The 15,363-nt window shown below is 65.7% G+C and carries 14 protein-coding genes; 6 read left to right on the top strand and 8 right to left on the bottom strand.

Translation table 11 applies throughout. The features are described 5' to 3' along the window. Positions 1-16: 16 nt before the first annotated feature. The 3 genes from GNK13_RS03615 to GNK13_RS03605 form a co-directional block, all read right to left on the bottom strand. On the bottom strand, positions 17-769 hold the full coding sequence (locus GNK13_RS03615; protein WP_164101076.1) for an FAD-dependent oxidoreductase: 753 nt from the start codon (positions 767-769) through the stop codon (positions 17-19). 119 nt (positions 770-888) lie between these two features. Then, positions 889-2,019, bottom strand: a complete 1,131-nt coding sequence (gene thiO, locus GNK13_RS03610; protein WP_164101075.1) for a glycine oxidase ThiO — start codon at positions 2,017-2,019, stop codon at positions 889-891. A gap of 2 nt (positions 2,020-2,021) precedes the next feature. Beyond that, positions 2,022-2,831, bottom strand: a complete 810-nt coding sequence (locus GNK13_RS03605; RefSeq protein ID WP_164101074.1) for a TIGR04282 family arsenosugar biosynthesis glycosyltransferase — start codon at positions 2,829-2,831, stop codon at positions 2,022-2,024. A 143-nt stretch (positions 2,832-2,974) separates the two neighbouring features. Between GNK13_RS03605 and GNK13_RS21410 the strand changes: the two genes are divergently transcribed. Both GNK13_RS21410 and GNK13_RS03595 read left to right on the top strand, forming a co-directional pair. Continuing rightward, a complete protein-coding gene (locus GNK13_RS21410) occupies positions 2,975-4,804 on the top strand; it encodes a serine/threonine protein kinase (RefSeq protein WP_235934753.1) in 1,830 nt (609 codons plus the stop codon). 19 nt (positions 4,805-4,823) lie between these two features. Next, entirely contained in the window at positions 4,824-6,104 is a 1,281-nt protein-coding gene (locus tag GNK13_RS03595; RefSeq protein ID WP_164101073.1) for a 1-acyl-sn-glycerol-3-phosphate acyltransferase, read from the top strand. An 87-nt stretch (positions 6,105-6,191) separates the two neighbouring features. Here the strand turns inward: GNK13_RS03595 and GNK13_RS03590 are convergent, their stop codons facing one another. Continuing rightward, positions 6,192-6,386, bottom strand: a complete 195-nt coding sequence (locus tag GNK13_RS03590) for a Flp family type IVb pilin (protein WP_235934752.1) — start codon at positions 6,384-6,386, stop codon at positions 6,192-6,194. A gap of 321 nt (positions 6,387-6,707) precedes the next feature. On the opposite strand from GNK13_RS03590, the gene GNK13_RS03585 reads away from it, so the two are divergent. From GNK13_RS03585 to GNK13_RS03575, 3 genes are read left to right on the top strand one after another with little or no spacing between them, the layout of a single operon-like run. Then, the gene (locus GNK13_RS03585) at positions 6,708-8,504 is read left to right on the top strand and encodes an ABC transporter permease (RefSeq protein WP_164101072.1); all 1,797 of its coding nucleotides are present in this window, start codon (positions 6,708-6,710) and stop codon (positions 8,502-8,504) included. Positions 8,505-8,506: 2 nt separating this feature from the next. Beyond that, on the top strand, positions 8,507-9,796 hold the full coding sequence (locus GNK13_RS03580; protein WP_164101071.1) for a CNNM domain-containing protein: 1,290 nt from the start codon (positions 8,507-8,509) through the stop codon (positions 9,794-9,796). Beyond that, positions 9,793-10,761, top strand: a complete 969-nt coding sequence (locus tag GNK13_RS03575; protein WP_235934751.1) for a CNNM domain-containing protein — start codon at positions 9,793-9,795, stop codon at positions 10,759-10,761. Before GNK13_RS03580 ends, GNK13_RS03575 begins: the two co-directional genes overlap by 4 nt. Before the next feature lie 31 nt (positions 10,762-10,792). On the opposite strand, the gene GNK13_RS03570 is transcribed toward GNK13_RS03575, so the two are convergent. Together GNK13_RS03570 and GNK13_RS03565 are read right to left on the bottom strand one after the other, a co-directional pair. Next, positions 10,793-11,170 (bottom strand): hypothetical protein, encoded by a 378-nt coding sequence (locus tag GNK13_RS03570; RefSeq protein WP_235934750.1) that lies wholly within the window; start codon positions 11,168-11,170, stop codon positions 10,793-10,795. 291 nt (positions 11,171-11,461) lie between these two features. Beyond that, positions 11,462-12,352, bottom strand: coding sequence for a tetratricopeptide repeat protein (locus tag GNK13_RS03565; RefSeq protein ID WP_164101070.1), 891 nt, complete (start codon positions 12,350-12,352; stop codon positions 11,462-11,464). A gap of 227 nt (positions 12,353-12,579) precedes the next feature. On the opposite strand from GNK13_RS03565, the gene GNK13_RS03560 reads away from it, so the two are divergent. Next, complete coding sequence (locus GNK13_RS03560; RefSeq protein WP_164101069.1) at positions 12,580-13,017, top strand: hypothetical protein; 438 nt, start codon at positions 12,580-12,582, stop codon at positions 13,015-13,017. A gap of 588 nt (positions 13,018-13,605) precedes the next feature. Here GNK13_RS03560 and GNK13_RS03555 read toward each other — a convergent pair. Together GNK13_RS03555 and GNK13_RS03550 are read right to left on the bottom strand one after the other, a co-directional pair. After that, complete coding sequence (locus GNK13_RS03555; RefSeq protein WP_235934749.1) at positions 13,606-14,088, bottom strand: Fur family transcriptional regulator; 483 nt, start codon at positions 14,086-14,088, stop codon at positions 13,606-13,608. Between the two features lie 162 nt (positions 14,089-14,250). Next, positions 14,251-14,553, bottom strand: a complete 303-nt coding sequence (locus GNK13_RS03550; protein WP_164101067.1) for a flagellar biosynthesis anti-sigma factor FlgM — start codon at positions 14,551-14,553, stop codon at positions 14,251-14,253. Positions 14,554-15,363 lie beyond the last annotated feature (810 nt).

The following is a 15,363-nucleotide window of genomic DNA, read 5'->3' as shown; positions in this document are numbered from 1 at the left end:
AGAAACGCGGCCACCGTTAAATCTCGCCGCCTAAGTTGGCGTAGACATCCAGCCCCGGGCGGCCCCAGAGGCCGGCGAAGAGCTCGCGGATCTGGACCAAGCCGGCGTGGTAGTCGGCCCCAGCCGCCGCTCGGCTGCCGAGCCGATAGAGATAGGCCGGGAGCGGCTCCCCGGCGCCCGGTTCGCCGCCCGGTTCGCCGGCCGGTTCGTCGCCCGGTCCAATCCAAGCCGCCTCGCTGCCCCGAGCGTCGATTACCGCCTCGAACCGCTCGACTCCCGCCGTCCCTTCGGAATCGACGAAATGGACCAAGTAGTCGGGGGGCAGCGGTCCGTCGTCCTCCGCCAATTCCTCCGCTTCGTCCGAACCCCCACCATCCGCGTCTTCGGAATCTTCGGAATCCTCATCTTCCGGGGCCCACTCGAGCCGCTCGACGGTGGTCGCCGTGCGGATGCGGCCCGAGAGCAGATCGCTTTCGGCGATGCGGAGGAAGTAATCCCGCGCCCACGCTTCACAACTCTCCGGCTCGAGCTCGACCGTCGTCCCACCGAGCCCCCGCTGAGCGGCCACGGCAGCCAATCCCAGAGGAGAGGTGCAGATCGCCGGCGGGACTCCCTCGCTCTCGGTCAGCAACCGCGCGGCGAGCTGGTCCCGTTCGAACAGGACCACCGAGTAGCCGAGATAGCGGGCGTAGAGTGCTGCTTCGATGCCGATCGGTCCGCCGCCGAGGATCGCAATCCGCCCGGGCGGATCCAGTGTGTCGAGAGTCATAGAGCGTTTGCGTCAAACCAAGCCGAGGGACAAGTAGTGTTCAGACAGAGCCTAGCCCGAAGTATTCATCAGCCGCAACGCGCTAGCGTCCGGTTCTCCGAGCGCATGCAGAATCCGGGTTATCGAGCCGGGCGGAAAGCGTCGAGGTTCACCGCGGGAGTCCGGCCGGTCACCAGATCGGCGATGACAACGGCGGTGCCACAGGAGAGATGCAGTCCGCTGCGGAAATGGCCCGTGGCAACGTACAGGTTTTCAAAATCGGGAGCGCGTCCGAGGTAGGGAAAGCCATCGATCGTGCCGGGCCGCAATCCGCTCCAAGTCCGCTCGACCTCGCCCCTCCGCAGCTCGGGCACGAGCGTTTCGGCCCACTCCCGCAGCGACGCGATGACTTCGGGCGTCGTGCGCTCGTCGAGCCCCACCTCCTCCTCGTTCGATCCGGTGTAGATGTGACCGTCGTCGCGGGGCACGAGGTAGCGGTGCCCTTCGTTGATCACCGAGTGGAGCAATCCGGGAGCAGCCCGATAGAGGACGACTTGCCCCCGCACGGGAATCAAATCGCGAGCGACGTGGACCGACGCGTTCAAAGCACTCGCCCAAACTCCCCCGGCCAAAATTACGGTGTCGGCGGTGATCGGCCCCTGCGCGGTCTCCACGCCGACCACTCGCGAACCCTCCCGCACGAGTCGCTCGACCGGGGTCTGCTCGCGGAACTCCACCCCGGCCTGGGCCGCCGCGGCAGCCAGACCACGGAGATGGTCCGGCGGGCGGATCTGCACCTCGTCGGGCACCCACCAAGCCGAACGGAGCACGGCCCGCCGGAGGGCATCCGCCAGAGCCGGTTCACGGCGGCCGAGCGACTCGGCGTCGAGCGGTTCGCAGCGAATCTCGTACTCCCGCCAGTACTGGGCGAGCCCCTGCAGCGACGCGGCCTCTCCCGCTCCGCGGGCCAAATAGATGCCGCCACAGGCGCGATAGCCGGTGTCGATTCCCGTCTCTCGGCGAATCCGCTCGGCCCACTCGCGATGCAAGGCGTGGCTCAGCCCGCGGAGCCGGTCGAGCGGGTCGAGGGCGGTCTGAAAGTTGGCCGGGGGAAGGATTCCAGCGCCGGCCCAGGAGGTGCCGCGACCGAGCCGGCCTCGCTCGAGCACCAGCGAGCGGACGCCGCGGAGAGCCAACTCCCAAGCGATGCTCAGCCCGATCACGCCGCCGCCAACGACGATGCATGCGTGGTCGGAAAGGGGCGTCGTCACGCTCACCGGCTCGGTCCGTCCACGACGCTTTCCCCCCTGAGCTTTTCCGCCCCCTCAAGCTCTTCCGCCCCCTCAAGCTCTTCCGCCCCCTCAAGCTCTTCCGCCCCCTCAAGCTTTTCCGCCCCCTCAAGCTTTTCCGCCACCGCCAGCACCGCTTGGCGAAATTCCTTGTCCCCTCCCCCTTGCCGCACCCACTCGACGAGCCTCGGCAGATCGTCGGGCCGATCGACATCGTGTTCGAGTTCCAGTTCCGCGAGGCTCAGCTCGGCCGCGGCCGCCGCTCGCCGCGTCTGCTCGGCGACCCGTTCGGTTCCCCAAGCGATTTCGGCGAACAGCGCGCTATAATGGGTGTGCCAGGGACCGCGGAGCCCGATCAGGTAATAGCCGCCATCGGCCGCGGGCCCCAGGACCACGTCGTGCGTTTCGAGTTCGGCCCAGCCGCGGTTCATGGTTGCGGCGGTGACTCGCGGGCAATCCGAGCCGATCAGCAGGGCTTTGTCGCCGAAGGAGAGTAGCAGCCGCAGGAGCCGTTCGATGCGGTCGCCGAGCGAACCTGGACCTTGAGCGGTGATCTGCCACCGCCAGCCGGCCTCGCCGACGAACTGCATCGCCTGATTATCCGGGGCGACCGCCAGCACGCGGCGGGCGGCCACGTGACCGAGTTGGCGGAGCAGGTAGCGGACCATCGCGCGGTGCAAATCCGCGGCGGCTTGGCTCCCGATCGCCGGGGCCAACCGCGTTTTCACACGCCCCGCCGTCCAGTATTTGGCCATCAAACCAATCGCCGCGAGTCGCTCCGAGCGAGAATTCATTTACAGTAACTTCGATACGCGAAACTTTGACAACCCGACCCCATCGCTTACCCTAGCAGCTTAGAACCCGCGGATTCTCGCACACCCTCCCTGGCGGGGCGAGGCTGCGAAAAGCGAAACGCCTGCGAGAGTGAAACTTCCGCTTGGACGCGCCTGAACTGACCACCGAGCGATTCTTGGAAATCGTCGAGAAAAGCCGGCTTGTCGAAGCCGCCGCACTGGCCAAATCTCTGGATCGCCTCAAGGCCGAGCACGACGGCCAACTCCCCTCGCTGCGGCACGTGGTCAAACGCCTCCGCAACGACAAACTGCTCACCGAGTGGCAGATCGAAAAGCTCGCGGGGGGAAAATATAAAGGATTTTTCCTCGGTCGCTACAAGCTGCTCGGCCACATCGGCACCGGAGGGATGAGCAGCGTCTACTTGGCCGAACACACCCGGATGCACGACCTGCGGGCGATCAAGGTGCTCCCCCGCCGGCGGGTCGACGATGCGACCTACCTGGCTCGGTTTCAGCTGGAAGCCAAAGCGATCGCGGCTCTCAACCATCCCAACATCGTGCGGGCCTTCGATATCGATAACGAAGGCGACCTGCACTACATCGTGATGGAGTACGTCGACGGCGACGATCTGCAAGCGATCATTCGCCGCGAAGGGCCCATGGAGGTGGTCCGAGCAGCGGGCTACATCCGCCAAGCGGCCAGCGGCCTGCAGCATTCGCACGACAAGGGACTGATCCACCGCGACGTCAAACCGGCCAACCTGCTGGTCGATCGCAACGAGCAGATCAAGTTGCTCGACCTCGGCTTGGCCCTGTTCACCGTCGAGGACGACGAATCGCTGACGGTGGCGAACAACGAGAACGTCCTCGGCACGGCTGACTACTTGGCCCCGGAACAAGCGCTCAACAGCCACAAAGTCGACCACCGCGTCGACATCTATGGGCTCGGCTGCACGCTCTACTTCCTGCTCACCGGCCACCCCCCCTTCCCCGAGGGAACGCTCGCCCAGCGGATCGCCAAGCACCAGACCGAAATGCCCTCGTCGATCCGCAAGGAGCGCTCCGAAGTCCCCGGGGAGCTCGAGGGGATCTGCGTCAAGATGCTGCAAAAGGATCCGCGGTTCCGCTACCAAACGATGAGCGACGTGGTCGAAGCTCTCGACCGCTGGCGAACCGACTACGAAGCGGACCAGCAACAAGCGGTCGCCACGGCAAAGTCGGCCACCGCCGCCGCGGCCGGGGCCGCGGCCGGGGGCGAACGCCGCTCCCTCTCCCAAGGCTCCCCCTCCGAGGGCTCCACGAACCGGAGTTCCGCCACCCCAGGCTCCGCCACTCGGGGTTCGGGTCTCCGCGGATCGGGCAGCAGTCGCGGTTCCGCTGCGGGAGCCTCCTCCTCAGGCGGGATCGGCCATCACGATACGGTCACCTCGCAATCGGGAGACACGGTCGCCGGCGGATCCGCTTCGAGAGCCGGAGCCGGCTCGACCGTCGGCCGCTCTGGATTATCCGCCTCCGACAGCGGACGGTTGTTGCCAGTCGTTCCCCGGATGAAATCCCCCGGCGAGTCTTCCGGCGGCAGCATGATCGATCTGGAAGTCGAATCGGGCTACAAGATGCCCAGCCGCGGCGGCTCTTCGCACGGCAGCTCGGCGGGCCGCTCAGGAGCAGGGGGCCGATCAGGAGCAGGGGGCCGCTCGGGAGCAGGAAACCGTTCGGGAGTGGGGGCCAGCGGCAGCAGTCGCTCAGGGCTCGGTCGCCGCGGGGCGGCGGCCGGGGCGGCGGCAGCGGCCGATCCCAAAGCCGAGGCGGTTCGGCGGGCTGCGGCGATCGATGCCGCCCGACGCTCGGCCGCGCCGCACCCGCCGGGCGCGAGCCGCTCGAGCCAGACCAAGTGGCTGCTGATCCTGGGCCTGCTCTTGATGTTTGCCGTCGCGGTCGGTATGGGATTCGTCATCGCCCGATTGACCGGTTGAGCATCGAGTTTCGGATCCCATGAGCGTTGTTGTTGAAAAGCCGTACCGGTTCGTGCCTCCCCATCGCGGCAATCTCTGGCCATCGCTGATCCAGCGAACTCGGCTGGTCGATCGCTACCTCCGCAAGAAGGACGGCGTGGTCAGCCATGAATGCCGGCATCTCGAGCGGCTGGGCGCGTCGCTCCGGGCCGGGCACGGGATCCTGCTGACCCCCAACCATTGCCGCTACGCCGATCCGCTGGTGCTCGGCTGGCTCTCGCGAGAGCTCGACCAGCATCTGTATGCGATGGCCAGCTGGCACCTGTTCAACGCCAGCCGCTTTGACATGTTTTCGCTCCCCAAGATGGGAGCCTTCAGCATCTGGCGAGAAGGCGTCGATCGGCAATCGATCGAGACGGCGATCCAAATTTTGGCCGACGCCGAACGCCCGCTGCTGATCTTTCCCGAGGGGACGACCAACCGCACCAACGACATCGTGCGGCCGCTGCTCGACGGCCCCACGTTCGTCGCGCGGGCGGCCGCCCGCCGCCGCGCGAAAGCCGGCAGCGGTCAAGTCGTGATCCATCCGCTGGGGATCAAGTATCTGTTCCGTGGGGACATCGAGGTCTGGGCCGACGGAGCGCTCGCCGAACTCGAGCGGCACCTGTCATGGCACCCCCGCCCCGAGTTGCCGCTGCTGCCACGGATCGCGCGAGTCGCCGAAGGGCTGCTGGCGCTCAAAGAGGTCGAGCATTTTGGGCACAGCCAAAGTGGCTCGCTCGAGTCCCGCCGCGATGCGCTGGTCGAGTTCTTGATGCATCCGATCGAGCGGCGATATGTCGGGGAAGTGCACCGAGCCGATGTGCTGACGCGGGTCCGCACGGTCCGCAGCAAACTGGTTCCCCTCCTGCTCGATCCGGCCGCTCCGGAGGAACAGCGGCAGCAGATCCGCCGCGCCGTGGCCGACGTCGACTTGGTCCAGCAGCTGGATTCGTACCCGAGCGGCTACCTCGATCCGAGCACGGTCACCGACACGCGCGTGCTCGAGACGATCGAGCGACTGCAAGAAGACGCGCTGGGCAAATCGCGGTGGCCCGGTCCGCTGCATGCGGTGATGGAAGTCGGCACAGCGATCGAGGTGCCCGCCGAACGGACCACGCGCGGCGGCTCCGATCCGCTCCTCGACCAAATCGGTGAGCAACTCCGAGAGATGCTCGGCCGCTTGGCCGCCGAAGCCAATCCGCTGCGAAGGCCCGTCGTCCCGGCGACCGCGATGGTTAGTCGCCTTTCGCTCCGCGAAAGTTGCGCTGGCAAGCCATAGTCGCCTTTCCATAGTCGCCTTTCGCTCCGCGAAAGTAGCGCTTCTGCGTTTCTGCGCTACTTTCGCGGAGCGAAAGGCGACTATCCCCTACTCGGTTGCTTCGAGGATCGCCTGGGCCGAGCGGTTGAAGTTTTCGTTGGTTGCGTTCGCGAGCGTCGAGACCGTGCCGGCACAGACGGCGACGATCAGCGCCAGCATGACGGCATACTCGACCGTCGTGGGCCCTTCTTCGTCGGAGAAGAAACTCCGGCAGCTTTGCATTGTGATGTTCAGCAGACTCATGATGACCCGTCTCAGGTGGTGGTCGGCCGGATGCCCCTGTCTCGGATGCCCCTGTCTCGGCCCAAGCGAGCAAGCGCCGGCGGCGTGGATACCGTCGGACCCTCTATGGCAACCCTACGTCACCCCGGCGGGAGAGGCGTCGGTGCGAGGAAAATTCCTGCGGCAGGTTCTGCGAGCTCCCTGCCGGTCGCCCTGATTCTGACGGCTGAGCCGATTACGATGGATGCTCGCCGCGGCGGTGGAGGTCGCAGCTACTATGGAGGTTCTCGGCAACCTGCTAATCTCCATAGCGTCCAGCCCTGTTCCGCTCGTGAATGACGCATGCTCGGTCCGGTCTTTTTGCGCGAAGCGATCGCCACGCCTCGGCGCCCGCGATTCTATTTGGCGCGATCGGTCTATTTGCTCAGCCTGTTCCTGCTGCTGTGCACCGGCTATCTCGTCCTCGCCGGGACCCAGCCGCTGCGGACCGCCGGTGACCTGGCCCGCTTCGGTGGCTGGATGTTTTTGTTGCTCGCTCCGCTGCAGTTGCTCGTACTCTCGTTCCAAGCGGCGGTCGGCGCGGCTAGCAGCGTGGCTCAGGAGAAGGATCGCCGCACGCTCTTGCTGCTCCTGCTGACTCGGATCAGCGGCTTTGAGCTGGTCGTTGGTAAACTGGCCGCGGCGTTGCTCGGGGTCGGCTCGATGCTCGCCGCCGCCCTCCCGCTGTTCTTGGCGCTAACGCTCTTCGGCGGCGTGTCGCTCGAGCAAGTCTTCGATGTCTATCTGGTCACGCTGACCAGTTTGATTGCCGCTTCGGCTGTCGGTACGGTCGTCGGCCTGTGGCGGGAAAAGAGCTTTCAGACGATCGCCGTCACGCTGCTCGCGATCACCCTCTGGCTGGGCTTTTGGGAGATCGTCGCCGCGGGCGGAGTGCCGGGGCTCGATCCGCAACTGGCCGGCCTCTTGAGCCCGATCCGGGCCCTGCTTTCGGCCGCCCAGCCGCTGCAGGAGACCGGCCGCTGGATCGCCCGCCCCGCCCTGGCCTACACGCTGCTGATGCTCGGCCTCTCGGCGCTCGTGACGGGCTGGGGCATTCTTCGCGTGCGAGTCTGGAATCCCTCCCGCGAAGTCCGTGGACACGCCGCCCCTCGCAGCGAGGAACCGCCACCCGGGCTCGCGAGTGCGGGAGCCGCCCAGGAGCCGGCCGCGGCGACGTGGAAGGTCCGCGAGCCGCGCCGGGTGTGGTCCAACCCGATCCTCTGGCGGGAGGTGCGAACGCGGGCTTACGGCAGCAAGATCATCCTGATCCGCGCCGCCTACCTGCTGGTCTTTGCCCTGGCCGCGGTGACGATCTGGACGGCGATTCGTTCGGGAGCCGCGGTCGAGCGTCCCGAAGTCAGCGGCCGGGTGCTGCCGGCGGCGACGTTGCCGATGGCGGCGCTGGGAGTCGTCAGCTTGGTGATCGTCAACGCCCTGGCGGTGAACTCGATCACCAGCGAGCGCGATGCGCTGGCGCTCGATCTGCTGATGGTCACCGACCTCAGCCCCCGCGAGTTCCTGTTCGGCAAATTGCTGGGCGTGCTGTACGTGACCAAGGAGATGGTCCTGTTGCCGATGGCCCTGATCGTCTACTTGGCAATCAGCGACGTGGTGACGGCGGAGAACGCGGTGTACGCGATGCTCGGAGCTGCAGTGCTGTACATCTTCGTCGCCACGCTCGGGATCCACTGCGGATTGAGCTACCCGATCGGCAGAACGGCGACGCTGGTGAGCCTCGGGACGGTGTTCTTCCTCTGCGTGGGGATCGCGATCTGCATGGTGATCATGGTCAGTTTCCGGGGCGCGTTCCAGCTGCAACTGGCCCCGTTCCTGATCATCATCTTGGGCGGCGGGGCGGCGCTCTACGCGGCCCTCGGCTGGCGCAACCCGTCGGGGGCGATCTTCGCCGCCGCGATCGAGCTGCCGCTGGTGACCTACTACGCGATCACTCAGTTTCTATTGCAGCAGGACCAGTTGCCGGTCGCGGCCACGGTGATCACCGGTTATGGCTTTGCAACCGCGGCGATGCTGGTTCCGGCGCTGAGCGAATTCTCGGTCGCCGACAGCCATTCGCACGGCGGCAGCGAGGAGGGGCTTTAGGAATGTGGCAGGCAATCCTGCCCTGGCTCGCACCGATGACCGGGCTGATGGTCCTGAGCGGCTTTTTCAGTGGCAGCGAGGCGGCGCTGTTCTCCCTCCGGCCGCGGGATCGCCGCGCGCTGGCCCGGACGGGCAGTGGAGGCCGAGCGGCGGTCGGACTGCTCGAGGATCCCGAGCGGCTTCTCTCCGCCGTGCTGTTCTGGAACCTCGGGATCAACATGACCTACTTCGCGATCACCTCGATCGTCGGAGCGAGGCTCGAGTCGCGGGAGCCGACTGCCGCGCTGCTGTTCACCGCGGCCAGCCTGATGGCGATCATCTTCTTTGGCGAGATGTTGCCCAAGAGCATCGCGGTCCTCAGCCCGATGCGGTTCAGCCGGATCGCAGGCCCTCTGGTGGTTTTGGCAGTCCGCATCGTGACGCCGCTCCTGCCGGCGGTCCAGCTCGCCAACACCATCGCGCGGCGGCTGATCTGGCCCGGGTTCCGAGCCGAGCGGGAGCTGGAGGTCAGCGACATCGAGCGGGCGATCGAACTCGGCACCGGCGACGCCGCGCTGGCCGCCCGCGAACGGGCAGCGTTGCGGCAACTGATGCAGCTGACCGAGATCCGCGTCGACCAGTGGATGCTGCCGCGGCGACACCTGCAGCTGCACCGCATGCCGCTCCAGATCGACGCGCTCGCCAATGGCTTGCCGGCCGGCGGATACCTGCTGATCATCGAACCGGACAGCGAGGAAATCATCTCCTCGATCGGAATCCGTACGCTGCGGCCGAGCCAGTTGGACGATCTCGGCGAGGCGATCGAGCCGGTGCTCTACGTCCCCTGGTCGGCCACGGTCGCCTACACCTTCGACGCCTTGCACTCCGCCGATCGGCACGTCGCCGCGGTGATCAACGAGTACGGCGAAACGATCGGCGTGGTGACGATCGACATGATCCTCGAAGGGATCTTGCGGCTGCACGGAGTCGGTTCGCCGGAGTCGGGGAACGAAGGAGGGCGGGCGATCGAAGAGGGTGCGGATGTCAACTTCGAGGTGATTCGCCCGGGGGTCTGGCGGGTCAGCGGCATGATGAGCGTCCGCCGGCTGGCGGACCATCTGCACGCGACGCCGCCGGAGAGTCGATACGTCACGATCGCGGGGCTGATGCAAGAAGAGAACGAGCGGCTCCCGCGACTCGGTGACAGCTGCCGCTGGGATCGCTTTGAGCTCGAGGTCGTCGAGACGAGCGGACGCGGCCAGTTGCGGGTCGAGATCCGCGAGACCCCCGGCGAGGGAGAAGCCGCCGGATGATGCTCCTGGCCCTCCTCTTCTTTTCGGTGGGGCTCGCCCTGAGCGCCTTTTTCAGCGGCAGCGAGACGGGCATGTACCGCGTCTCGCGAATTCGGTTGGTGCTCGACGCGCTCTCCGGGAGCCGGGTGGCCCGCGGGCTGGTATGGCTCCTGAACCACCCCGCCCTGTTCGTCGCCACGACGCTGGTCGGGAACAACATCGCCAACTATTTCACCAGCCTCTCGGTCGTGCTGGCCGCCGCCGCGCTCTGGCCGGGCGGAGGGGCGACGGTCGAGTTGCTCGGTCCGATCCTGCTGACGCCGTTGATTTTCGTCTGCGGCGAGCTGCTCCCAAAATACCTTTTCTTCAACGCCCCGTACCGGTTGCTGAAGCTGGCCGGCGGTCCCTTTTTGTTCTTCACCGTGCTGCTGATGCCGGTCTCGATCGTCCTCGGTCTGCTCGGCCAACTGCTCAGCCTGCTGACCGGCCAAGCACCGTTCCGCGTGCGGATGGGGATGGCCCGCGCCGAGCTCGAACAAGTCCTCCGCGAAGGGCACGAAGCGGGGCTGCTCGCCGGAACCCAGCGGACGTTGGCTCAGAATGTGTTCCAGGTCGGCAACCAGCGGGCGATCCGGTTCGGCGTTCCCCGCGAACGCTTGGCGGTCGTCGACCTCACCGCTGACCGGGCGGCGGCCCGGGCGGCGGCTCGCCGCCAGGGGCACCCGATCGTGCTGGTCCAGAGCGAAGACCAGATCATTGGCTACTACTGGTACGCCGAACTCGTAGCCGCCCCGCCGGAGAGCCCGCCGACGTTGCAGCCGGTGGTCCAGGGGCGAGCTTCGCAAAAGCACTTTTCGGTCTTGCTGGAACTCTGCGAGTCGGGTTCCGACGTGGCCTTGCTCCGCAGCAAAGAAGGTTCGCTGCGAGCGGTCGTCACCCGCCGCCAACTGCTCCAGCCGCTGCTGGCCCCAACCCCCGCGGATTGAGGCGGCGACCCGCACGTTCGGCCGTGGCGCACTACGAAGCCGGCGACTGCCCTTCGGGTTTCTGATAGCCGAGGGCGCTGATCACTTGCAGCATCTCTTCGAACGTCACGTAGCGTCGCCGGTGTTCGAGCTTGTACCGATCGATCGCCAGAGCCAGCTCGCGGGCAGCCGGCGAGAGACCTTGATGGCTGCTGGCAAACTGCCGGCGTTCCCCGGCCGGGGACGGCTGGTGGTTCTGCCGCCGTTCGACGAACGAGGGCGGATCGCCGCCACTCCCTGCTCCGAGGCCCAGGGCGTCCGGTTCCGCAGCGGGAATTGCCGAGTCACAGTTTGGCGACAGGGGGCTCGGCGGCAGGGGATTCGCGGGGAGCGGGCTGGCGGGCGTGGTACTCGCTGGCATGGAATGCATGGGTGGACCACCGGGACGATGGATGGAAAGAGCTTGGACAGCAGTCGGAGAATTGCCTTCCCCGATGTCGATAGCTCGACTCATGGAAACCCTAGGTCGCCGAATGCGTCGCGGCAAACGCCAGGGAAACAGTTTTTTTGACACCGTCTCCATAGTCGCCTTTCGCTCCGCGAAAGTGGCGATAGTCGCATTTCGCTCCGCGAAAGTGGCGGAGGGCAACGCTACTTTCGCGGAGCGAAAGGCGACTCTGCGGAGCGAAAGGCGACTCTGCGGAGCGAAAGGCGACTCTGCTCAGTGGTTGCTCGTCGGCTTCTCGAGCTCGCGTGCCAGCCGCTGCTGGGGGTCGTTGATCCGGGCGGCCAGGGCGAGCCCTTCGCTGTGCTCGGAGTCGAGCTGCAGCACGCGGTCGAGGGCGTGGCGGGCCGCGGCCAGATCTCCCGCTTGGTACTCCGCTTCGGCCAACTTCAGCAGGATCTCGACATCGCCAGGGCTCCGTTCGGCGATCGCGGCAAAGCACTGGGCGGCTTCGCGAGGGCGCCCCAGTTCTCCCATTGCGATGCCCCGCAGCATTTCGGCGCGGATCGGCGAGGCATCGGCGGTGACGTTGTCCCGCAGCCGGTCGAGCGTTGCCAGCAGTCGATCGTAGCGCCGCTGGCGGTGGTAGACGTCGGCGATCGCGACCTGCACCTCCGGATAATCGGCCTGCAGGGCCAACGCCCGGTGGTAGGCGGCAAGCGCTGCGTCATCGGCTCCGCGTTTGCCCAAAATATCGCCGCGAAGCCTCCATGCCTCGGGGAGTGAGCGGCCGCTGACGAGTGCTTCCTCCGACTGCTGCGCGGCATCTTCGAAGCGGCCGACCTCGTAGTACATCCGCCCGAGCCGAACGACCAGCTGTGGATCCGAACCGCTCAGCCGGACCGCCTGCTCCATGTGCTCGATCGCATCGAGCTGTTCGCCGCGGGTCCACAGCGACTCGGCCATGCCCCACTGGGCCCGGTCGTCGAGCTTGCTCAGCTCGAGCGCCCCGGAGAACAGCTCTTCAGCGGCATTCCAGCGCCCCTCGTGCATCGCCTCGAGGCCCTGGCGGGAGAGTTTGCGGGCGGCGATCCCCTGGCGACTCTCGACGTGTTTGCGGATCGCGCGGCAGCCTGCGGAGCTGGTCAGCAGCAATAACGCTGCCACCAGAGAGACCGCTCCGGCCCTTCGCTTCGCTCGGCTCCGCATCCGCCCTGTTCCCCCCCACGCTCTTCCATCGGCACGCAGCCCGCCCCCGGATCTACCAAAATCGAACCGCTCCGGGCAAGCCGAAGCCGGCGGCGGCGCGGCGGCCGGTCCCGGTTTGCACGCGGGAGGGGAACCGTATAATTCCTTCGGTTTCTTCCCCCTGTTTCGCCATTGCCGCGGTTGCTATGCCCAGTTCGTTCGAGGGTTTTGGAGTCCGGTTTCTCTATCCGGACAATTGGAAAATCGTCGAGCAGACCGAGCCCGGCGAGGAGTCGACCGCCGGCGTGATGCTGGAGACGCCTGAGAAAGCGTTTTTCTCGGTCAATCGTTACACCGGGAACGTCTCGCCGCAAAAGGTGGTCGACCAAGCGATTGCGGCGATGCAGGGCGAGTATCAGGAGATCGAGGTCACGCCGCTGGAAGACGAAACGGCCACCCCCCGCGACGCAAGCGCCGAGCTGAGCTTTTACTACCTCGATCTGCTGGTCGAGACCCGCTTGCTGGGAATCGCCGATCGCGACGAAGTCCTGCTGGTTCAGATCCAGGGGGAGTCGCGCGACTTTGATCGGCTCGAGCCAGTCTTTCAGGCCATGCTCCAATCGCTCCGCGAGTCGCTTGGATAAGGCGGCTCGGTTCACGCCGAAACCTCCTGAGCCGACGGCGCTAGCCGCGGGTTATATATCAGCCGCCGGGCGCTAGCCCCCGGTTCTCAACGACGCGGCCAGAACCGGACGCTAGCGCGTGGCGGCTGATTTATAGGTCGTACCCATTTCTGCAAAGCGTTGTAACTTTTGCACGCTCCCCCTGCCGTAGCTGCCTGGGCCCAAGCGGCGGTAGCGGGTGCTGATCGCGAGAAATGGGGCAGAAACCGCGCTGGAAAAAATTTCTCGCCAACTCAGCAATGTTTGGTACGGCGGCTGCTATTAACGCTGCTTCAACGAGCCAGCGACTGCTGTGATTGACCTCTTGATGAAACTGGCTCGCGTGGAACCGGGACAGACGAGAGCCGGGGCCGGGCGGTGGCCCGAAGCAAAACCCCCGCGTCTTTCAGTTTCCGATTCGCAAGGACTTGCGCACCGCGTCTTAGGGTGTTAGCGGTCGCCGATGGGTGGCGGCCATTCCGCTTGCTCCCACATCGACTGGGAGTGGACCCGCTTCGTGGTGGAAAAAGCCCGGCCGGACTTCGCGTCCGGCCGGGCTTTTTTGTGCCCCTAGATCAGATCCTGCTTCCGCTTTTTACGGCGCTTTCGCGAGCAGGCTTGGCAGACGCCTTGGATGATCAGGCGATGGCTGGCGACGCGGAAGTTGTGCTCAGCAGCGACCTCGTCTCGGAGCCGCAGCAGTTCTTCGCTGCGGAACTCGGTCAGCTTGCGGCACTTGGTGCAGTACAGATGGTCGTGCTGGGGATAGCCGTAGTCGTGCTCGTAGACGGTCCGTCCGTCGAGTTGAAAACTGCGCAGCAGCCCGGCGTCGACAAATTCTTTGAGCGTGCGGTAGACGGTCGGACGGCTGACGTAGTTCGGTTCCCCCTTGCGGGGCAACTGGTCGATCAGACTGTCCGCGTCAAAGTGCTCATGCGTGCTGAAAACCTGCTCGACAAGAAAGCGTCGCTGGCCCGTTTGCCGCAAGCTGCGGCTTTGCAGGTACTCTTCAAAACGCTTTTCCGGCGAAAGGGCGACGGGAACGCGTTCCAATGAACCTTCGGCAACATCCACAACAACAACCTGAAGCCCTGAGGCGGGTAAGCTAGAGAATCGTGCACTGCGGGAGCCGGCTCGCGGCAACGGCCCAGTCACGACAGTTTACCCGCCTCGCGACGATCCCCCAACCGGAACCGTCACCGCGAGACCGCTCGGCTAGCCGAGCGAATCGAACAGGCGACCGAGCGCCGCGTCCATCTTTTCGGGTGTGTCGTAACTGCCGTCGGCAATCTGGCGACGCAGCGATGCGATTTTGTCCAATCGCATATCCCCACCAACCGTTGCCGGTCCCGAAACTTCACCGCTGCTGGCAGCACGAGCGGCCGCCGAGAGGTCGAGTTGGTCGACCGGACCAGCGGAACGCGAGGCGGGAGCTTCGCTGGTGCGCGGTTGCGAAATCCGGCTCGGACCCTGGGGGCCTTGAGCGGTGTTCACACGAAAAGGACCAAAAACTTGCATGGTCGGATTGCTCCAATGCATCTGGGAGACGCGACCCAAGCACCTCCGTGGTGCGGTCGCTGGCGGCGCGGTTACGCAAAACCCGGACGAAGGCGCACCACGCGAACCGTTCCGCGCAAATGCGGAGACGCGTGTTCCTTCGCCAGCTTCCTGATTTCGGGCGCCGCTTTCCGTGTCCCGGAATGTGCAATCCGTAGCAGTTCAAGACTTCGCAAGCGCGATATTGGTGTCGGAAGCTGACTGTATTCATCGGCCACCGAGCCCCCAACCTTCACTCCAATGCGGCTCGAATCTGACTTCGGTCCCCACATCCCAAGGATCGCCCACGGTAGCAAAGTCCGCCAAGCCAATCCTAGAGCGATCCCGAAAAACTTCCCCAATTCGGCGCAGATTCCCTCAAGCGGCCTGCCGCTACCGAAATCGAGCTCCGCACCTGGCCGGGGATACAACCACGAATGACACGAATCGCACGAATGGTGGCCACGGAAGGGCACGGAAGGACACGGAAGGACACGGAAGGACACGGAAGGGTACGAATGGTGGCCACGGAAGGACACGGAAGGGCACGGAAAGGAGAGGGACCGCGGATAGCACGGAGAACGCGGATGAAGAGGGAGTTCGAAGACTTATTGATCCCTCTTTCTCTCTTTCCCACTTTCTTCCGTGCCCTTCCGTGTCCGTCCGTGGCCCCCCCTGCCCCAACACATCTTTTCCCCGCCCTCTTTCTTCCGTGCCCTTCCGTGTCCGTCCGTGGCCCCCCCGCCCCGACACATCTTTTCCCCGCCCTCTTTCTTCCGTGCCCTTCCGTGT

The organism is Candidatus Laterigemmans baculatus (assembly GCF_010367455.1).
Taxonomy (GTDB): Bacteria; Planctomycetota; Planctomycetia; order Pirellulales; family Pirellulaceae; genus Laterigemmans; species Laterigemmans baculatus.
The sequence above is the reverse complement of the archived record's forward strand: the minus strand, read 5'-3'. Positions and strand labels throughout refer to the sequence as shown.